A 15,474-nucleotide genomic window follows, 5' to 3' on the forward strand; every position below is an offset into this window, starting at 1 on the left:
TTCAATCATCGATTAAAAGACAAACATCTAATAATTAAACATGAAACCATATATAAAAGCATTTTCAACCAATGAACAAATCATCAATGCTGGCGATAAACCTGTCATCACTCGAAAAATAGATATGCCAGCCGGCCATCAAGGTCCACCACATCATCACAGCTGGTACCAGCTTATGTATGCTTCAAAAGGAATTTTGCATGTGGAGTATCAAAACCAAATCATGTTGGTACCACCACAAAAAGCTATCTGGTTAGCGCCTAATTGTGATCATGGTGTAAAAGCGCCCATTGGTGCAAAATTCCATAGCCTTTACTTTAGACCAGATATTGTCACTAAGATGGGAGATAAAAATAAGGTATTAAACATTACACCATTAGCTAGAGAGCTCATTCTTTCTATTGGTAATATCAGCCCCCAAAAAAATCTAGACGATCCTGAACAACGACTCATACAGGTACTGATTGATCAATTAGCCTTGCAATCAGACAATGCTTTATCCTTATTAATCCCTTCTGATAAAAGGTTGAGCCAATTAGTTACTCAATTAATGAAAGAGCCAAGTAACTCACTGAGCCTTGAAAATTGGTCAACAAAGCTGACGATTTCAAGTAGAACAATTACTCGAATATTTAACAAAGAAGTGGGTATGGGATTTAAAGAGTGGCGTCAGAAAATACGACTATTAGAAGCCATAAATTTATTAGAACAAGGTGGAATGTCAGTGACAGAAGTCGCCTTAGAAGTCGGTTATCACTCATCTTCGGCTTTTGCTTATGCCTTCAAACAAGTATTTAAAAACAACCCTATAGCGTATATAAAGAAAGACTAAGTTAGTTTATCAAGACGCTAAATTAGACAAAATTCACACCGAATTAATAACGAAAGTGTTGGAAGATATTTTACCAATATGCCCATGTAATAAAATGATCCTGTTCTTGGATAAAATTTCCTTTAAGTTGAAAACCTTTTTGAACTTGATCACTTAATTGTCGCTTCACTTGAAAGGTAACGGTATTTTTATGACAAGAAATAAGATCAACATCTAAGAAATCGAAAAAAGTACCAACGATTGGAAATAACGCTTTGTAGACACTCTCTTTAAGAGAAAATAAAAGCAACCTTGCCAACCTCGCTTCAACATTTATGTCCGTAAGAACCTGTAACTCTGACTCTCGGCCTATCATATCCAACTCTTCAAGTTGGTTTGAATGGCTAGTCTTTTCTACATCTATTCCAATCCCTTTAATATGCGAATGCGAATTTAGCAATAATACCGCGACAGCTTGACCATCTATATGTGAAATACTTCCAGTATAGTTATTTGGCCAAATAGGAGAGCCATTACTTCCTTTTGGAATATCAACCATTGGCAGATTCAAACAATACTGCGCATACCTTACAGCCAGCCGTCCAGCTAGAAATGACTCCTTTCGTTTTACTCTCCATTTTTCGTAACCCTCAGGTTTAGTTACTTTTGCTTCGCACTCAGAATCGATCAATCCGTGTTCTTGGAAAAAGAATTGGCTGATATTTAAAAAACCATACTCTCCAATGCTAATTTGTGTTTGTCCATATGAACTCTCAGAATTTAAAAACATATAAGTATCCAGCCCAACCATCTTAAAAAAACCAACATGAAACCATGTTGTTTTTTTCATAGCCTATTTAATAACTATTAAGCATTCAATGTTGCACCACCATCAGCGACCACATCTTGCATCGTAATATGATTTGCCATAGATGAAGCGAAAAACAAGACCACTTGAGCAATGTCATTAGGTTGAGCAATTTTGCCTAAAGGGATCCCCAGTTTGTACTGTTCTGGAAAGCCTCGAATGGTGTTCTTTTCCGCCTCGTCATCCGTCCATAACATACGCTGCATAGGTGTATCTGTAGAACCTGGGCACACCACATTACATCGCACACCATAAGGCGCAAGTTCCAATGCAGCGGTATGACTTAATGCGGACAAGGCAGCTTTTGACGCACAGTAAGCCGCCATATTTTGTCTTGGCACTTTAGCCGCATTCGAACTGATGGTAACAATCGCACCACTCTTTTGCTGTTTAAAAAGAGGAATGGTGTGCTGGATCATCAAAAAAGGCCCACCCGCGTTGACATTTATGCAACGTTGAAACTCTTTTAAACTTGTTTCTTCAACACTTCCTAAATGCAAAATAGCCGCGCCATTTACCAGCACATCCAAAACAGGATGACGTTCACTCACCGACAAAACAGTGCTTGCCACCGCTTGTTCATCACTGATATCCAGCTCAATGCATTCAAAGTCATATTTTGGCTCAGAAAATACCAAATCAAACCCAATAACAGTGGCACCATTTTCTAAAAATGCATTGGCAACTTCTAGGCCGATTCCTCTTCCGGCACCTGTCACCCAAACGGTTTTTCCAGTGAAATCCAACGGATTGATCATGCCGCCACCTGCTGCTTACTTTGCAGAAGATTCCACCAACCATTCAATGTCGCAGCACTAGCCAGCTCTTGGAAAGACACTTCAACACCATGCGCTTTCCATGTTGAAACAAGAGACATTATTTGAATGGAGTCCAAACCGTAGTCAATAAGCTCTTCATCAGCATCAAATTCTTGAATATCCTCATCATCCAAAAAAGCCAATACTTGCGTTTTTAATTGCTCATATCGAAAACCCGCATCTGGGATATCAGTGGACGTGAGTATGTCTTTTGTTGAAATCACTCGCCCTGTTCTTCCCCCCGTATAAACAAGCGCTTGTCGATGTTCTTCTTCGGTAAAATCAGCCAAAGCGTCACCCACCATAAAAGGCTGTATATCACGCATAAAAGCATCAGCAGCAGTAATCATACAACCAATATGAGCATAAATTCCGCCAATAATTAATTGATCACGGCCCCACGATTTCATCAAATTTTCCAAACTTGAACGATGAAAAGCACTATAACGCCATTTCACCAAAACCGTATCTTGTTCATCAGGTTCGAGTTCTTCAACCACTTTTTGTAGCTCAGGAAAGTCGTTAAGGCCACTTCCCCACATATCATTCAATAAAGCTCTATCTTCCGGCGTTTGATCCTTTGGTTGAGCCGTATAAACGACAGGAATACCGTTGGCATGACAATACGCTTTAATTGCAGCAAGATTTTGCTTCAACGTTTTTATTAAGTCTGACTCTTGATCATAAAAGCGCAAAAAGTACGCTTGCATGTCATGAATTAAAAATACAGCTCGCTTAGGCTCTAAAACCCAATTCACTTTTTGGTTGGGGAAAGTATCCGCAGTTGGCATAGGATAAGAAGGAATCGTTGGAATGCTCATAATCGTCCTTTAAAGTGTTTTGTTTGCTTGTAGTTGTTGGCGAATTACATTACGTAAAGCGACTTTATCGGGTTTGCCGACTGGAGTAAGAGGTAAGGTTTCAATAAATTCAAACCGATCTGGCACCTTATAATCAGCAATACCAAGCCCACGTAAATACTTACGCAATGTAATACTTTTCAACCCATGAGAAGCTGTTTTTGGGACAATAAAAGCACAGCTTTTTTCGCCCATCATTTTATCCGGCATAGATACAAGCGCGCTGTGTACAATCAATTCATGTTTTAAAAGAAGGTTCTCAATTTCCTCCGCCGCAATTTTTTCACCACCGCGGTTGATCTGATCTTTATCACGGCCAACGACAGTCAAATAGCCATTTGCATCTCGGCACACAAGATCACCTGAATGATAAAAACCCTCACTATCAAAAACCTTTGCATTATGTTCTGGTGCTTTGTAATAACCACGAATCGTGTAAGGCCCTCTCGTAATTAATTGTCCCTCCATATTTGGCCCCACTTCATTACCAGAGTCATCAATAACCTTAACTTCATCAAGGGAACACATCGGCCGCCCTTGCGTTGTCAATATCGTATCTATGTCGTCATCTAGCCTGGTGTAATTCACCAAACCTTCCGCCATGCCCAACACTTGCTGTAATTGACAACCTAATACATCCGGAACCTGACGAGCCACGCTCTCACTCAGTTTCGCACCACCCACTTGCATCAGTTCTAATGACGATAAGTTTTTCTTAGACGACGGCATCGCTTGCAACCACAAAGCCAGTGCAGGAGGAACCAACGCCGCAATCGTTACTTGATGACGCTCAATAAGGTCGAAACATACACTTGAATCGGGGCTGGACGCCATAACAACGCTCCCACCACGATGAAATACACCAAAAGCACCAGGAGAGCTCATAGGGAAGTTGTGAGCACAAGGTAAAGCGCACAAATATTTTGTTGATTCAGAAAGGTGACAAATTTCCGCGCTTCGTCGTACACTGAAAAAATAATCATTGTGTGTTCTTGGAATTAATTTTGGCGTGCCTGTACTACCACCTGAAAGTTGAAAGAAGGCCACCTCGTCAGCCTTACTTGGTGATGCAATTAGTGTCTTATCAATAGTTAATGCAAGAATATTATCTAATGAATCCGCCCACCCTCCTTTGCCAACCAGCAACACATGCTGTAAAGAACCAGATGAGCTTAACCTTTTAAAGTAATCATCATTAGTAAATAAAGAATGATCGCTACTAACGATTAGCAACTTTGGCTCTATTTGTTTTGCGTAGGCATTTAGCTCATTTTCGTTATGATTAAATAGAGCATTAACAGGAACAACACCTAACCGAATAAGTGCAAAAAAAACCACATAAAACTCGGCAACATTAGGCAATTGAACCAGTGCTGTATCACCAGATTGTAGGCCAAGTCGTTGTAAATAAGCAGCCAAAGTATTTGATTGAGAAGACAAATCACGGTAGGTCAACGACCTTTCTCCACATAACACAGCCACATTATCTTGCGGAGCGTTATCGATCAGATCCGACAATGGTCGATCTGTCCAATAACCTTTATCTCGGTATACTTGTGCCAAGGAGTCTGGCCACGGCGTATAAACAATGCTCATATCAAATCTTCCTTTATTCCAAATGCATTAATCATGGTACGCATTTTTGCGCATGTTTCTCGCCACTCACTTTCAGGTAACGAATCTGGCACTACGCCAGCACCAGCAAACAGCTTCACGTTATTACCCGATACTTCTGCACATCGTATAGCGATCGCCCATTCACCATTACCTTGTGAATCACACCAACCAACCAAACCACTAAAGAAACCACGTTTATGAGGCTCTAATGCTTCTATCTGACGCTGAGCAAGCGAGGTCGGTGTGCCACACATTGCTGGAGTTGGATGCATATTTTTAATTACATCAAAAATGGACGTCACATTACTTAGTGGTAAAGTTGCTTCAATTTCAGTCGACAAATGCCACATGGTTGGTGTGGATATAACACTGGGCTTTGCAGGTATCATGAGATTCTGCACTAATGGTGTTAATGAAGTTCGTATAGCCTCGACAACAAGACGATGCTCGTATTGATCTTTCACTGATTGAAGTAAGCTTTCAGATGCCTGTTGGTCCGCCGTTTTATCGCTTAAACGCTTGGCTGATCCCGCTAATGGGTTAGAAAATATTCGATGACCCTGTTTTCTTATTAACAGTTCTGGACTCGCACCGATCAATACACTGTTTTTAAGCGGCACATTAAAATGATAAGCATTAGGATTTTGCGCCATGATATTGGCCAACAAACGGGAAACATCAACCGCTTTGTCTAATCTCAATTCTAATACCTTCGACAGTACCACCTTCTTCAAATGATCATTTTCAAAAGTAGAAAGCGCCTGTTCAATCATGGCTAAAAAATCCGCATGATTTGGTGTAAAACTGTGCTCTGTCACTCGATGAGAAAAATCGTTATCGATGAATGGCAATAACTCACTTTGGAGCGGCTTTACTCGTTCAGACCATTCAGGGGTAACAAGCTGTGTAGGTTGAGTCATATCAAAAGGAATCGCACCAACTAATATTGGATTTTGTACTCCTTTATCAGACTCACTTTTAAAGATCGTCTGGACTTCTTGATTGAAACTAGGGGAAACAATTGGTGTCGATAACTGCTGACTCACACCACTAGCACGTACAAGATTAGTATTCGAATTAAACAAAAACAAATCAGTCTGGGATTGTTCTAATGCTAATGAGTCAGCATAGTCAGGAAGGGTAACATTCATACGAAGCCTCCAGTAATGATAATCATTACTAATAGTTAATTCGACACAAATGATAATCAATTGCATTTAATAGAGCCATCGTTTTTTTGTAAAAAAATAGAAATCTTTAAAAAAATAGATAGGACTCAATCCGTTTCATATGAGTTCTTTGAGATTAACCATTGATATGTGAGAGCTTGTATTAATCTGGAAGGTTGTATAAAAATTGGTTCAAAAGGAGGTTTTAGAAAATAGCTGAACAGGCTTTCTTTACTAACACCCGTATTATTAAGGGGTTATTAATTAATGCCTTGCCCAGCACATGTTGAAAAAATAGCTTTTCATAAGCTCTGATTTAGTAAATGAAGACAAGCCTATTCACTTAACAATGCAGTCCCTTCTACTTCCAGTACCGTTTTCGCGTCTGTGCGTTCCATGATTTTTACCAGTGCAGATTGAATCACTTCGTCTTCACGCACGTCTTCTTTGCTAGCAAAGCGCTGTTCTTGTGGTTCTGCGCCTTCTTCTAGTAAAAACGTCACCACGACTTCTGTTGCTTTGTTTGCGGTTTCACCGAAGTAGGCAAATGTGACTTGTGGATAACCTTTAAAACCCATTTTAACTTTCTTTGCGATACGTTTTTTAGATTTATCTAAATTCATGCTGCCTGCCTAAAGGAAATGGTGTTACTGTGAGTAAGATAATTGAATTAAAACACAAAGCGCCTTGATTCGGATAATTATCTGAATTTCCAACTATTTAATTAAACTTAACGCAGCTTTAAACTCTGTGGATTGACAATCACCAATCAGTTCAAACAGACTCATTTCTAGACAGGTTATCTCTGCGCCCTTTCTTGTTAACTTCGCTAACGCTAATTCTTTATTATCCGATGAGCGAGATGAAATGCAGTCACTAACCAATTCAACCATATAACCCGAGTTCATTAAATCGAGCGCCGTTTGATAAACACAAATATGTGCCTCAATACCAGCGATAAGCCATGTATTTACTTTAGTTCTTTCAACTGCCGCAGCAAATTCAGGTTCACCGCAGCCACTAAATGCATACTTTGAAATAGGCTGAACGGAATCTAAAGCCACTTTTAAAGCAGGAACCGTTTCACCCAATTTTTCTGGATTTTGCTCCAACCATAAAATAGGCAGACCTAACAATTTTGCAGATTGAATTAGTTTTACAAGGTTAGCAATAACTCGTTCACTGTCATGAACGATTTCCGCCAATTTGCCTTGAACATCTATGATAACTAAACCCGTTTTTTCTTTTCTTAACATAGTTGGCCTCTTCTTTTTACATAACCTTTTGTAAACCAATTAGACTAATTTAATACCCAATGATGCCAGCAAACTAACAGCCTCATAGCGGTCAAAAGTAGCGCCTTTCAGCATATTTTTTGTCACATCTATATCAAAATTGATAGCTCCATTAAAATCGGCATTGGATAAATCAGAGTTTATAAATAAACTGTTACTTAAATCCGTTCCAGAAAATCGTCCACGGGAAAGAGTTGCTTCTCGAAAATCTACATCATGAGCACGACACTCATCAAATACAATGCCAGATTGTTTTAGTCCATAAAAGGATGATGCATTGATCAAACACCGTTCAAAGTGAAGTGCTGCACCTAAATCTAAGCCTCGCCAGTAAGCTTTCGTCCAATCTACGCCCAGGACCTTAGAATCATAAAACTTAACATCTGAAAATTTAGTATTTTTAACTCGTATGGCAGTCAACTTACATTTAACAAAACGACAATCTTTAAATGTGCAGCCATCAAACATAGATTCAGAAAAATCACAGGACTCAAAAGTACAATTTTCAAATACCCCACTCACCAAGGTATCTTGTACCATAACAAGATCTTCGAATTTTTGAGTATAGTATTCATTTTTATTTTCTAGCATTTTTTTCCGATTCCTGATGAACGTATTTACAGTCTATTGGCCTATTCTCATGGTAACCCGTTCAAAATAAATAAACAGTTATGTTATAAATAACACGTCAAAACGCTAAGACATGTCAGTAAATTTGAACGTTTTTGCCATATGCTTCTTTTACTAAGAAAAGTAACCTTTTTAGACAACATAATGAGAAGGAAGAAGGATGTTAAACATAATCCAAATTAAAGTCCGAGGGTATCATTTGGATATCTTCCAACACGTTAACAATGCCCGCTATTTAGAATTTTTAGAAGAAGGTCGTTGGGCATTTTTTGATGAGTTTGGTGCTAATACAGAACTAATGGAGCAAGGCTTAGCTTGGGCTGTAGTTAACATCAACATTGACTTCAAAGCGGAAGGTAACTTTGGAGACATACTCGAAGTACATACTCAATTTTCAAAATTGGGAAATCGCAGTGTCACCATGAAGCAACGCATTGTAAATGCTAAAACAGACACACTGGTTGCTGAAGCCGATGTTACTTATGTCTGTTTTTCGAAAGAGAAAAAAGCCGCCGTTGCATTACCTGATGATTATAAAATGAAAATTCAAAAAGCCCTCGAATTAAAATCAGAGGATTAATTAGTAAACATATAGGGAAACGTTAATCATCTTTTTCAAGGCGTTTCCCTAACCCTAGAACATTGTCATCTCCATAACCTAACTCAGCATAGAATGCGATTACAGCCTGATTAGCATGACGAACTTGCAGGTTAATTTTAGGGCACCCTTTAGCTTGAATACGTGATTCAACCGCCGCCATAATCATCTGACCATACCCTTTCCTTTGACGGCTTGGACTGACGGCTAAATAATTAATCCAACCTCGATGACCTTCATACCCTCCCATTACAGAAGCGACAACAACCTCTTTTTCCTCTTCTCCAGATTCAACCTTAATATTTTCTACACCTACAAGGAATAGATCAGCATCGACTTTGAGTTTACGGTCAATGTCCTTATCAGGATCATTCTGAGGTGTCACCAAACCACATTCTCGCCATAATGCAATTAGCGGTACTCTGTCTTCTTCTTTATATGCACGTATCTTCATTTAAGGTTCACTACGAATTGATTGTTTATTCTTTACACCACGTTTTAAAACCCTAAATAAATAGCCAGCAATAGCAAGATTAATAACCAAGGCTGACACACTAAAAACATTGAGATCTTGATAGATGGCATACAATTCAAAAGGGATATAAAGCGATGCGGTAATAAAAGCAAACCATTCAATCCAAAGTAATTGATTCCAAAGCCCATAAGCTAATACAAATCGAAAAGCGCCATAAATAAGAGCAACTAAAGTTACTAAAATTAAACTGTTATTAGAAATCTTGTCGACCAACATCAAAACGATTGTAGGGTAATGACCGACAGGAGATATCCCCCATTTTAACATGAAATCTAACATTATCTGATGAAGATCTTCGCCAACCAAAGCATTAACGCCAATGGCTACGGATAATGCGAGTACCCCTTTAAAGCCCTCTAATAACGCAATGGCATTTAACCCTTGAAATTTCATAGTGACTACTTTGTTGCTAAAAAATTAGAATAAACGAAGAAAAAGACAAAACAAAGTCGTTTCCGTTTTATTTTAAATACTAGAAATAAAGTAGAAGACCTTTGCTTGAAAACAAAAAGGGAAAGCCCATTGCACAGAAAAATGCAGGCCTTCCCTTTTTTTGCTTACGGTTTTAGATTATTTGCTATGGCTACGAATTACACCTGCTTCAGGATTATCAAAAATTGTCATGTCAATTTTATCCTCACCTTTCGCCACAATGGCTGAAACGACAGCATCACCGGTAATATTAACAGCGGTTCGACACATATCCATTAAACGGTCGACACCTAACAACAGACCAACGGCTTCTACAGGTAAACCAACTTGCGTCAGCACCATAGTTAACATGATCATACCAACACCGGGAACCCCAGCTGTACCAATGGAAGCGAGTACTGACATCAATATAACCGTTAAGTAACCACTTAGGCCCAAATCTACACCATATACATTGGCAATAAAAACAGTCGCAACACCTTGCATAATCGCAGTGCCATCCATGTTAATCGTTGCACCAAATGGCACAGTAAAAGAACCAACAGACGGATGCACACCAACTCGATTCGTCACCGCATCCAATGTCACGGGAATAGTGGCATTAGAACTGGCCGTTGAAAATGCAAAGGTCTGAGCCGATCTTATCTTCTTCAAGAAAGTCAGCGGGCTCAAACCGGTGAAAAGTTTCAAAAGAACCATCAAGGTAATAAAGCAATGGAAAGCCAATGAACCAAGTAACGCCGCCACGTACCCCATTAACGGAATAAACATAGCCGGGCCATTTTCAGCAAAGGTTTTGGCAATCAAGAAGAAAACACCATAAGGTGCAAATGACATGACGATTTTCACCAAGTTCATCATTAAGTCATTCATGAGCATAGCGCCATCTTGCAGGGGTTTACCTTTATCACCTAACATCAGAAGCGCAACGCCTACTAGTACCGTATAAAATATAATCGGTAGCATGGAACCATTTGCCATGGCTTGTATAGGGTTGGTTGGAACAATATTAATTAATACATCCACAAGTGATGGTGCGCTTTTCGCTGTCACTTCTTTCATAGCAACAGAGCCTTGTTCAAAGCCTGCACCTATATTTAATAATGACGCTAATAATATGGCTGTAGCAATCGCAATCGCTGTAGTTAATAGGTAAAAAATCACAGATTTGCTACCAACACGTCCTAAGACACGAACATCACCAATACCAATGACACCACAAATTAAGGAAAAAACGACCAATGGCACAACTAACATCTTCAGTGCCGAAACAAACATTTTTCCTACCGTTTCAAAAACGCCGTAGACAAAAAAATCAGCTATGGCGTTATTACCTTCTTGGACAACACCATCGACACCAAAACTAAAGTTCACTAATAGGCCAAGGGCCAAGCCTAGTAGCATCGAATACACAATTTTTGTTGTTAAGGTTGCGGAATACCACCAACTCATATTTAACTCTCCTTATTTTTCAAATTATGACGAACATTATAAAATTCTGTTATATGAAGTAAACACAAGCTTTAGGCAACTCAGAACGGCTTCTGTCCATTTAAAATAGCTTCATATTTTCCTCATCTTATATAAATCTAGCTTATTTTGAGCTAAAACCTGTCATATTTTGTAAACATTGCTTACACATTCCTGTCAAATACTATAGCTTTGTATATTCATCGAGTATGGTTTAGATATACAAAAACAACAGATCATAGGGGTATCCCTTTTTATCCTGGAGTGTTACTTATGTTTAGATCGTTAAAAGCCCAAATATACATGTTTGCTTTTGCCCCCTTTCTTTTAGTGGCTCTTGTAGGCATTTTTATGCAAATAAAAACTCTCGACACAATCAATCAGCAAGTTTCACAGATTTCAGAAGATGCCATTATTGAAGTTGAGAAAAGACGCCTGGTCACGGTTATCGATTCTTCTTTAAGTATTATCAAACCCTATCTTGATATGCCCGGCAAAGAAGGCTTAGAAGATGCGTTAGCACTCCTTTATAACTATCGATTCGACAACGATGTAGGTTACTTATTCGCCTATGACGGAGAAGGTACACGTTTAATGAGTGGTTCTGGGGTTGGAGTTGGTGGAAACTTTATTGATTCAAAAGACAAACTCGGTAACTTTATCGTCAAAAACATACTCGCTGCTGCCAAATCTGGCGAAGGCTTTACTACCTATTATTTCCCTAAAAAAGGGGAAACAGAACCTTCAGCAAAATACAGCTACTCCCTATGGATTGATAAGTGGAACGTTGCAATCGCAACTGGCTTCTTTATCGATGGCACAGAAGTAATGTTGAACAATATAGACAACTCACTTAAAAAATCCCAACAATCTAGCCTCTTTCAAAACTTATTAGTGATATTAGGATTGGCTGTTTTTGTTGCTATCGTCGTATTCTTTTCCGTTCGACTCATGCTGACTGCACTTACGTCTCTGCGTGATGCAGTGGAAGATTTAGCAGATGGTGAAGGTGATCTAACCGCCACTTTACCTGGAAGCTCATTAGATATCTTGGATGATATTTCTAGCCACTTTAACCGTTTCTTAGCATCAATGGCTGGCGATATAAACAGTTTAAAAAGTGCCTGTGATCAATTAAACGAAGTCGCCTCTGTATCAAGACAACAACATAAAGAGCTTGCCCTAGCCTCTGATAGACAAGTTCAAGAAACTGCTAATACAGCAACAGCCATTGAAGAAATGTCTACAACAGCAATGGAAATTGCCGACAACGCCGAACGTACACGAACTTCGGCTGAAAATACTGACGCTGAAGTTCAAAATGTGCTTAAACAGGTCCAAATATCGGGTGAAGAACTTAATGCATTGAACGGCGTATTAGCCAGTGTTGAAGAATCTATCCAAGAGCTAGGTGGCAACGTTGAAGAGATAAATTCAGTTCTAAGTGTTATCCAAGGCATTTCCGAACAGACTAACCTACTTGCATTAAACGCCGCTATCGAAGCAGCACGTGCTGGTGAACTTGGTCGAGGGTTTGCGGTGGTTGCCGATGAAGTACGAAATCTTGCTCAACGCAGCCAACAAAGTACCGTTCAAATTCAAACGATTCTCGATAAACTACAGCTAAGCGCTGAAAAAACTATTCAAGACATGAGTAATACAACTGAAAAAAGAACCGCTGTTATCGAATCTATGGACGCGATTACACACATCATCAATTCAAGCTCTGAGTCTATTAAACAACTCACCAGCATGAACGTCGATGTTTCAAATGCTGCTAGCCAGCAGTCCTCTGTAGTAAATGACATGGCTCAGAATATCAGTGGTATAGCAGATCTTGCGGATTCGATTGGTAAGAGTTCGAAAGAAACCAGCGTTCAGTTCTCTCGACTTGAAGAGCAATCCAAACTTATTCAACGTGTAACAAGTAAGTTTAAAACCTAATCGTTAAATTGTTCTAAAAAGCCTCATCATGCTGACTATAGTTTGTTTGATGGGGCTTTTTTTATGCCTAATTTTTTGTCATAAACACCTAAATATCACCCATAAAAAAACCCCGTAATCTTTTCAAATTAAGGGGTTGGGTGTTGGTAACACTAGGAGATTAAGCTAGATCGAAACGATCCAACTCCATTACTTTCGTCCATGCTGCAACAAAATCTGTCACAAAACGATCTTGTGCATCATTGCAAGCATATACTTCAGCAATAGCGCGAAGTTGAGAGTTCGAACCAAAGATTAAATCTGCGCGAGTCGCTGTCCACTTCACCTCGCCAGTTTTACGATCTTGACCTTCGAATTCATCCTCTTCTTCAGATAAAGTCGTCCATTTGGTCGCCATATCTAATAAGTTAACAAAGAAATCATTCGTCAATGTTTCTGGAGTTTGAGTGAATACACCATGAGCAGACTGCTCAACATTCGCACCCAACACTCGTAAACCACCAATCAGCACTGTCATTTCTGGAGCAGACAGAGTTAATAGCTGAGCTTTATCTAACAACATTTCTTCCGTTGATACTGTGTAATTACCTTTCTGGTAATTACGGAAACCATCCGCAATCGGTTCAAGAACAGAAAAAGACTCTACATCTGTTTGCTCTTGAGAAGCGTCTGTACGGCCTGGAGTGAAAGGTACTGTGATATTTTTACCAGCTGCTTTCGCGGCTTTTTCAACCCCTGCCGCACCGGCAATAACAATCAAATCAGCAAGAGAAACCTGCTTAGCAGAGTTCCCACGATTGAATTCCGCTTGAACCGCTTCAAGTGTTTTCAATACCGTAGACAATTTCTCAGGTTGGTTTACTTCCCAATCTTTTTGAGGTGCAAGACGGATACGAGCACCATTCGCGCCACCACGTTTGTCTGAGCCACGGAAAGTAGAAGCCGACGCCCAAGCTGTTGAAACTAAATCAGATACGGACAAACCTGAAGCAATGATTTTTGCTTTAAGATTTGCAACGTCTGTCTCATTAACTAATTCATGGCTCACTGCAGGGACTGGGTCTTGCCAGACAAGCTCTTCTTTCGGCACTAATGGACCAAGGTAAGAAGCAATCGGCCCCATGTCACGGTGAGTCAATTTGAACCACGCACGAGCAAAAGCGTCGGCAAATTCTTCTGGATTCTTGTGGAAGCGACGAGAAATTTTTCCGTACTCAGGATCCATGCGTAATGCAAGATCACTGGTAAACATAATAGGCAAATGCTTTTTCGTACTATCGTGAGCATCAGGTACATTCGCTGCAGAAGGGTCTGTTGGAACCCATTGAATGGCACCTGCTGGACTTTTCACAATATCCCAATCGTAACCAAATAAAATATCGAAGTAGCCGTTATCCCATTTTGTTGGTGTACTCGTCCAAGCACCTTCTAAACCACTAGAAATCGTGTCAGCGCCGTTTCCAGTACCCTGAGAGTTACTCCAGCCAAAACCTTGTTCTGCAATACCAGCAGCTTCTGGATCTGCACCTACCTGTGCCGCATCACCTGCGCCGTGAGCTTTACCAAATGTGTGACCACCAGCAATCAAGGCAACGGTTTCTTCATCATTCATCGCCATACGAGCGAAAGTATCACGGATATCACGAGCGGAAGCCAAGGCACTTGGCTCGCCATCTGGGCCTTCTGGGTTGACATAAATAAGGCCCATTTGAACCGCAGCTAAAGGATTTTCTAGATCACGTTCACCTGTATAACGATCATCATCTAACCAAGTTTTTTCTGTTCCCCAGTAGATATCATCTTCGGGTTGCCATACATCCACTCGACCACCACCGAAACCAAATGTTTTCAGCCCCATGGATTCTAATGCACAATTACCAGCAAGAATCATTAAATCTGCCCAAGAGATTTGACGGCCATATTTTTGCTTGATAGGCCAAAGTAAACGACGTGCTTTATCAAGATTGACGTTATCAGGCCAGCTGTTCAGTGGTGCAAAACGCTGTGAGCCAGACGTCGCTCCGCCACGGCCATCGGCAGTACGGTAGGTACCTGCACTGTGCCACGCCATACGAATAAAGAATGGACCATAATGTCCGTAATCCGCTGGCCACCAATCTTGTGAATCTGTCATCAACGCGAATAAATCTTGGCGAACGGCTTCAAGATCTAATTTTTTAAATTCTTCTGCATAGTTGAAGTCTTCACCCATTGGGTTAGATTTTTTAGAGTGTTGATGCAAAAGGTTTATATTCAATTGGTTTGGCCACCAATCTTTGTTTGCTGTACCACGTGCTGCTGACTGAACTGCTGGGGTTTCACCGTGATTAAAAGGGCATTTACTTTCATTGGACATAAGGAACTCTCCTACTCGCTTTAGTAATATGTTTTATTTAACTTGTAATAGTTATAATCTTTAACAAAGCA

At 39.9% G+C, this 15,474-nt stretch carries 15 protein-coding genes; 3 read left to right on the forward strand and 12 right to left on the reverse strand.

Annotated elements, in window-relative coordinates; translation table 11 throughout:
- The first annotated feature begins 40 nt into the window (after positions 1 to 40).
- Complete coding sequence (locus AC0L3Y_RS17130; protein WP_473466811.1) at positions 41 to 832, forward strand: AraC family transcriptional regulator; 792 nt, start codon at positions 41 to 43, stop codon at positions 830 to 832.
- Between the two features lie 70 nt (positions 833 to 902).
- Here AC0L3Y_RS17130 and AC0L3Y_RS17135 read toward each other — a convergent pair whose 3' ends face one another.
- From AC0L3Y_RS17135 to AC0L3Y_RS17170, 8 genes are all read right to left on the reverse strand, one after another.
- On the reverse strand, positions 903 to 1,661 hold the full coding sequence (locus tag AC0L3Y_RS17135) for a 4'-phosphopantetheinyl transferase family protein (protein ID WP_473466814.1): 759 nt from the start codon (positions 1,659 to 1,661) through the stop codon (positions 903 to 905).
- A gap of 17 nt (positions 1,662 to 1,678) precedes the next feature.
- Positions 1,679 to 2,437, reverse strand: coding sequence for a 2,3-dihydro-2,3-dihydroxybenzoate dehydrogenase (dhbA, locus tag AC0L3Y_RS17140; protein ID WP_473466815.1), 759 nt, complete (start codon positions 2,435 to 2,437; stop codon positions 1,679 to 1,681).
- Positions 2,434 to 3,318, reverse strand: coding sequence for an isochorismatase (locus AC0L3Y_RS17145; RefSeq protein WP_473466817.1), 885 nt, complete (start codon positions 3,316 to 3,318; stop codon positions 2,434 to 2,436). The genes dhbA and AC0L3Y_RS17145 overlap by 4 nt, the downstream gene beginning before the upstream one ends.
- Before the next feature lie 9 nt (positions 3,319 to 3,327).
- A complete protein-coding gene (locus AC0L3Y_RS17150) occupies positions 3,328 to 4,953 on the reverse strand; it encodes a (2,3-dihydroxybenzoyl)adenylate synthase (protein ID WP_473466820.1) in 1,626 nt (541 codons plus the stop codon).
- On the reverse strand, positions 4,950 to 6,125 hold the full coding sequence (locus AC0L3Y_RS17155) for an isochorismate synthase (protein ID WP_473466822.1): 1,176 nt from the start codon (positions 6,123 to 6,125) through the stop codon (positions 4,950 to 4,952). The genes AC0L3Y_RS17150 and AC0L3Y_RS17155 overlap by 4 nt, the downstream gene beginning before the upstream one ends.
- 353 nt (positions 6,126 to 6,478) lie before the next feature.
- Entirely contained in the window at positions 6,479 to 6,766 is a 288-nt protein-coding gene (locus tag AC0L3Y_RS17160) for a hypothetical protein (protein WP_473466824.1), read from the reverse strand.
- A 93-nt stretch (positions 6,767 to 6,859) separates the two neighbouring features.
- On the reverse strand, positions 6,860 to 7,399 hold the full coding sequence (locus AC0L3Y_RS17165) for a hydrolase (RefSeq protein WP_473466826.1): 540 nt from the start codon (positions 7,397 to 7,399) through the stop codon (positions 6,860 to 6,862).
- 39 nt (positions 7,400 to 7,438) lie between these two features.
- A complete protein-coding gene (locus tag AC0L3Y_RS17170) occupies positions 7,439 to 8,029 on the reverse strand; it encodes a pentapeptide repeat-containing protein (RefSeq protein ID WP_473466829.1) in 591 nt (196 codons plus the stop codon).
- Between the two features lie 199 nt (positions 8,030 to 8,228).
- On the opposite strand from AC0L3Y_RS17170, the gene AC0L3Y_RS17175 reads away from it, so the two are divergent.
- Complete coding sequence (locus tag AC0L3Y_RS17175; protein WP_473466831.1) at positions 8,229 to 8,648, forward strand: acyl-CoA thioesterase; 420 nt, start codon at positions 8,229 to 8,231, stop codon at positions 8,646 to 8,648.
- A 22-nt stretch (positions 8,649 to 8,670) separates the two neighbouring features.
- On the opposite strand, the gene AC0L3Y_RS17180 is transcribed toward AC0L3Y_RS17175, so the two are convergent.
- The 3 genes from AC0L3Y_RS17180 to AC0L3Y_RS17190 form a co-directional block, all read right to left on the reverse strand.
- A complete protein-coding gene (locus tag AC0L3Y_RS17180) occupies positions 8,671 to 9,120 on the reverse strand; it encodes a GNAT family acetyltransferase (RefSeq protein ID WP_473466833.1) in 450 nt (149 codons plus the stop codon).
- Positions 9,121 to 9,594: a DUF2127 domain-containing protein gene (locus tag AC0L3Y_RS17185; RefSeq protein WP_473466835.1), complete on the reverse strand. Its 474-nt coding sequence runs from the start codon at positions 9,592 to 9,594 to the stop codon at positions 9,121 to 9,123.
- A gap of 177 nt (positions 9,595 to 9,771) precedes the next feature.
- A complete protein-coding gene (locus AC0L3Y_RS17190; RefSeq protein WP_473466837.1) occupies positions 9,772 to 11,085 on the reverse strand; it encodes a dicarboxylate/amino acid:cation symporter in 1,314 nt (437 codons plus the stop codon).
- 369 nt (positions 11,086 to 11,454) lie between these two features.
- On the opposite strand from AC0L3Y_RS17190, the gene AC0L3Y_RS17195 reads away from it, so the two are divergent.
- On the forward strand, positions 11,455 to 13,047 hold the full coding sequence (locus AC0L3Y_RS17195) for a methyl-accepting chemotaxis protein (RefSeq protein WP_473466839.1): 1,593 nt from the start codon (positions 11,455 to 11,457) through the stop codon (positions 13,045 to 13,047).
- A gap of 160 nt (positions 13,048 to 13,207) precedes the next feature.
- Here the strand turns inward: AC0L3Y_RS17195 and katG are convergent, their stop codons facing one another.
- A complete protein-coding gene (gene katG / locus AC0L3Y_RS17200) occupies positions 13,208 to 15,403 on the reverse strand; it encodes a catalase/peroxidase HPI (RefSeq protein WP_473466841.1) in 2,196 nt (731 codons plus the stop codon).
- Positions 15,404 to 15,474 lie beyond the last annotated feature (71 nt).

The organism is Marinomonas sp. GJ51-14, assembly GCF_055808695.1.

What these genes read in the sequence shown, in the direction of transcription:
- dhbA (WP_473466815.1), bottom strand. Translation starts at nt 2,437, where the DNA reads ATGATCAATCCGTTGGATTTCACTGGAAAAACCGTTTGGGTGACAGGT.
- katG (WP_473466841.1), bottom strand. Translation starts at nt 15,403, where the DNA reads ATGTCCAATGAAAGTAAATGCCCTTTTAATCACGGTGAAACCCCAGCA.
- AC0L3Y_RS17135 (WP_473466814.1), bottom strand. Translation starts at nt 1,661, where the DNA reads ATGAAAAAAACAACATGGTTTCATGTTGGTTTTTTTAAGATGGTTGGG.
- AC0L3Y_RS17175 (WP_473466831.1), top strand. Translation starts at nt 8,229, where the DNA reads ATGTTAAACATAATCCAAATTAAAGTCCGAGGGTATCATTTGGATATC.
- AC0L3Y_RS17195 (WP_473466839.1), top strand. Translation starts at nt 11,455, where the DNA reads ATGCAAATAAAAACTCTCGACACAATCAATCAGCAAGTTTCACAGATT.
- AC0L3Y_RS17145 (WP_473466817.1), bottom strand. Translation starts at nt 3,318, where the DNA reads ATGAGCATTCCAACGATTCCTTCTTATCCTATGCCAACTGCGGATACT.
- AC0L3Y_RS17160 (WP_473466824.1), bottom strand. Translation starts at nt 6,766, where the DNA reads ATGAATTTAGATAAATCTAAAAAACGTATCGCAAAGAAAGTTAAAATG.
- AC0L3Y_RS17155 (WP_473466822.1), bottom strand. Translation starts at nt 6,125, where the DNA reads ATGAATGTTACCCTTCCTGACTATGCTGACTCATTAGCATTAGAACAA.
- AC0L3Y_RS17165 (WP_473466826.1), bottom strand. Translation starts at nt 7,399, where the DNA reads ATGTTAAGAAAAGAAAAAACGGGTTTAGTTATCATAGATGTTCAAGGC.
- AC0L3Y_RS17185 (WP_473466835.1), bottom strand. Translation starts at nt 9,594, where the DNA reads ATGAAATTTCAAGGGTTAAATGCCATTGCGTTATTAGAGGGCTTTAAA.
- AC0L3Y_RS17190 (WP_473466837.1), bottom strand. Translation starts at nt 11,085, where the DNA reads ATGAGTTGGTGGTATTCCGCAACCTTAACAACAAAAATTGTGTATTCG.
- AC0L3Y_RS17130 (WP_473466811.1), top strand. Translation starts at nt 41, where the DNA reads ATGAAACCATATATAAAAGCATTTTCAACCAATGAACAAATCATCAAT.
- AC0L3Y_RS17180 (WP_473466833.1), bottom strand. Translation starts at nt 9,120, where the DNA reads ATGAAGATACGTGCATATAAAGAAGAAGACAGAGTACCGCTAATTGCA.
- AC0L3Y_RS17150 (WP_473466820.1), bottom strand. Translation starts at nt 4,953, where the DNA reads ATGAGCATTGTTTATACGCCGTGGCCAGACTCCTTGGCACAAGTATAC.
- AC0L3Y_RS17170 (WP_473466829.1), bottom strand. Translation starts at nt 8,029, where the DNA reads ATGCTAGAAAATAAAAATGAATACTATACTCAAAAATTCGAAGATCTT.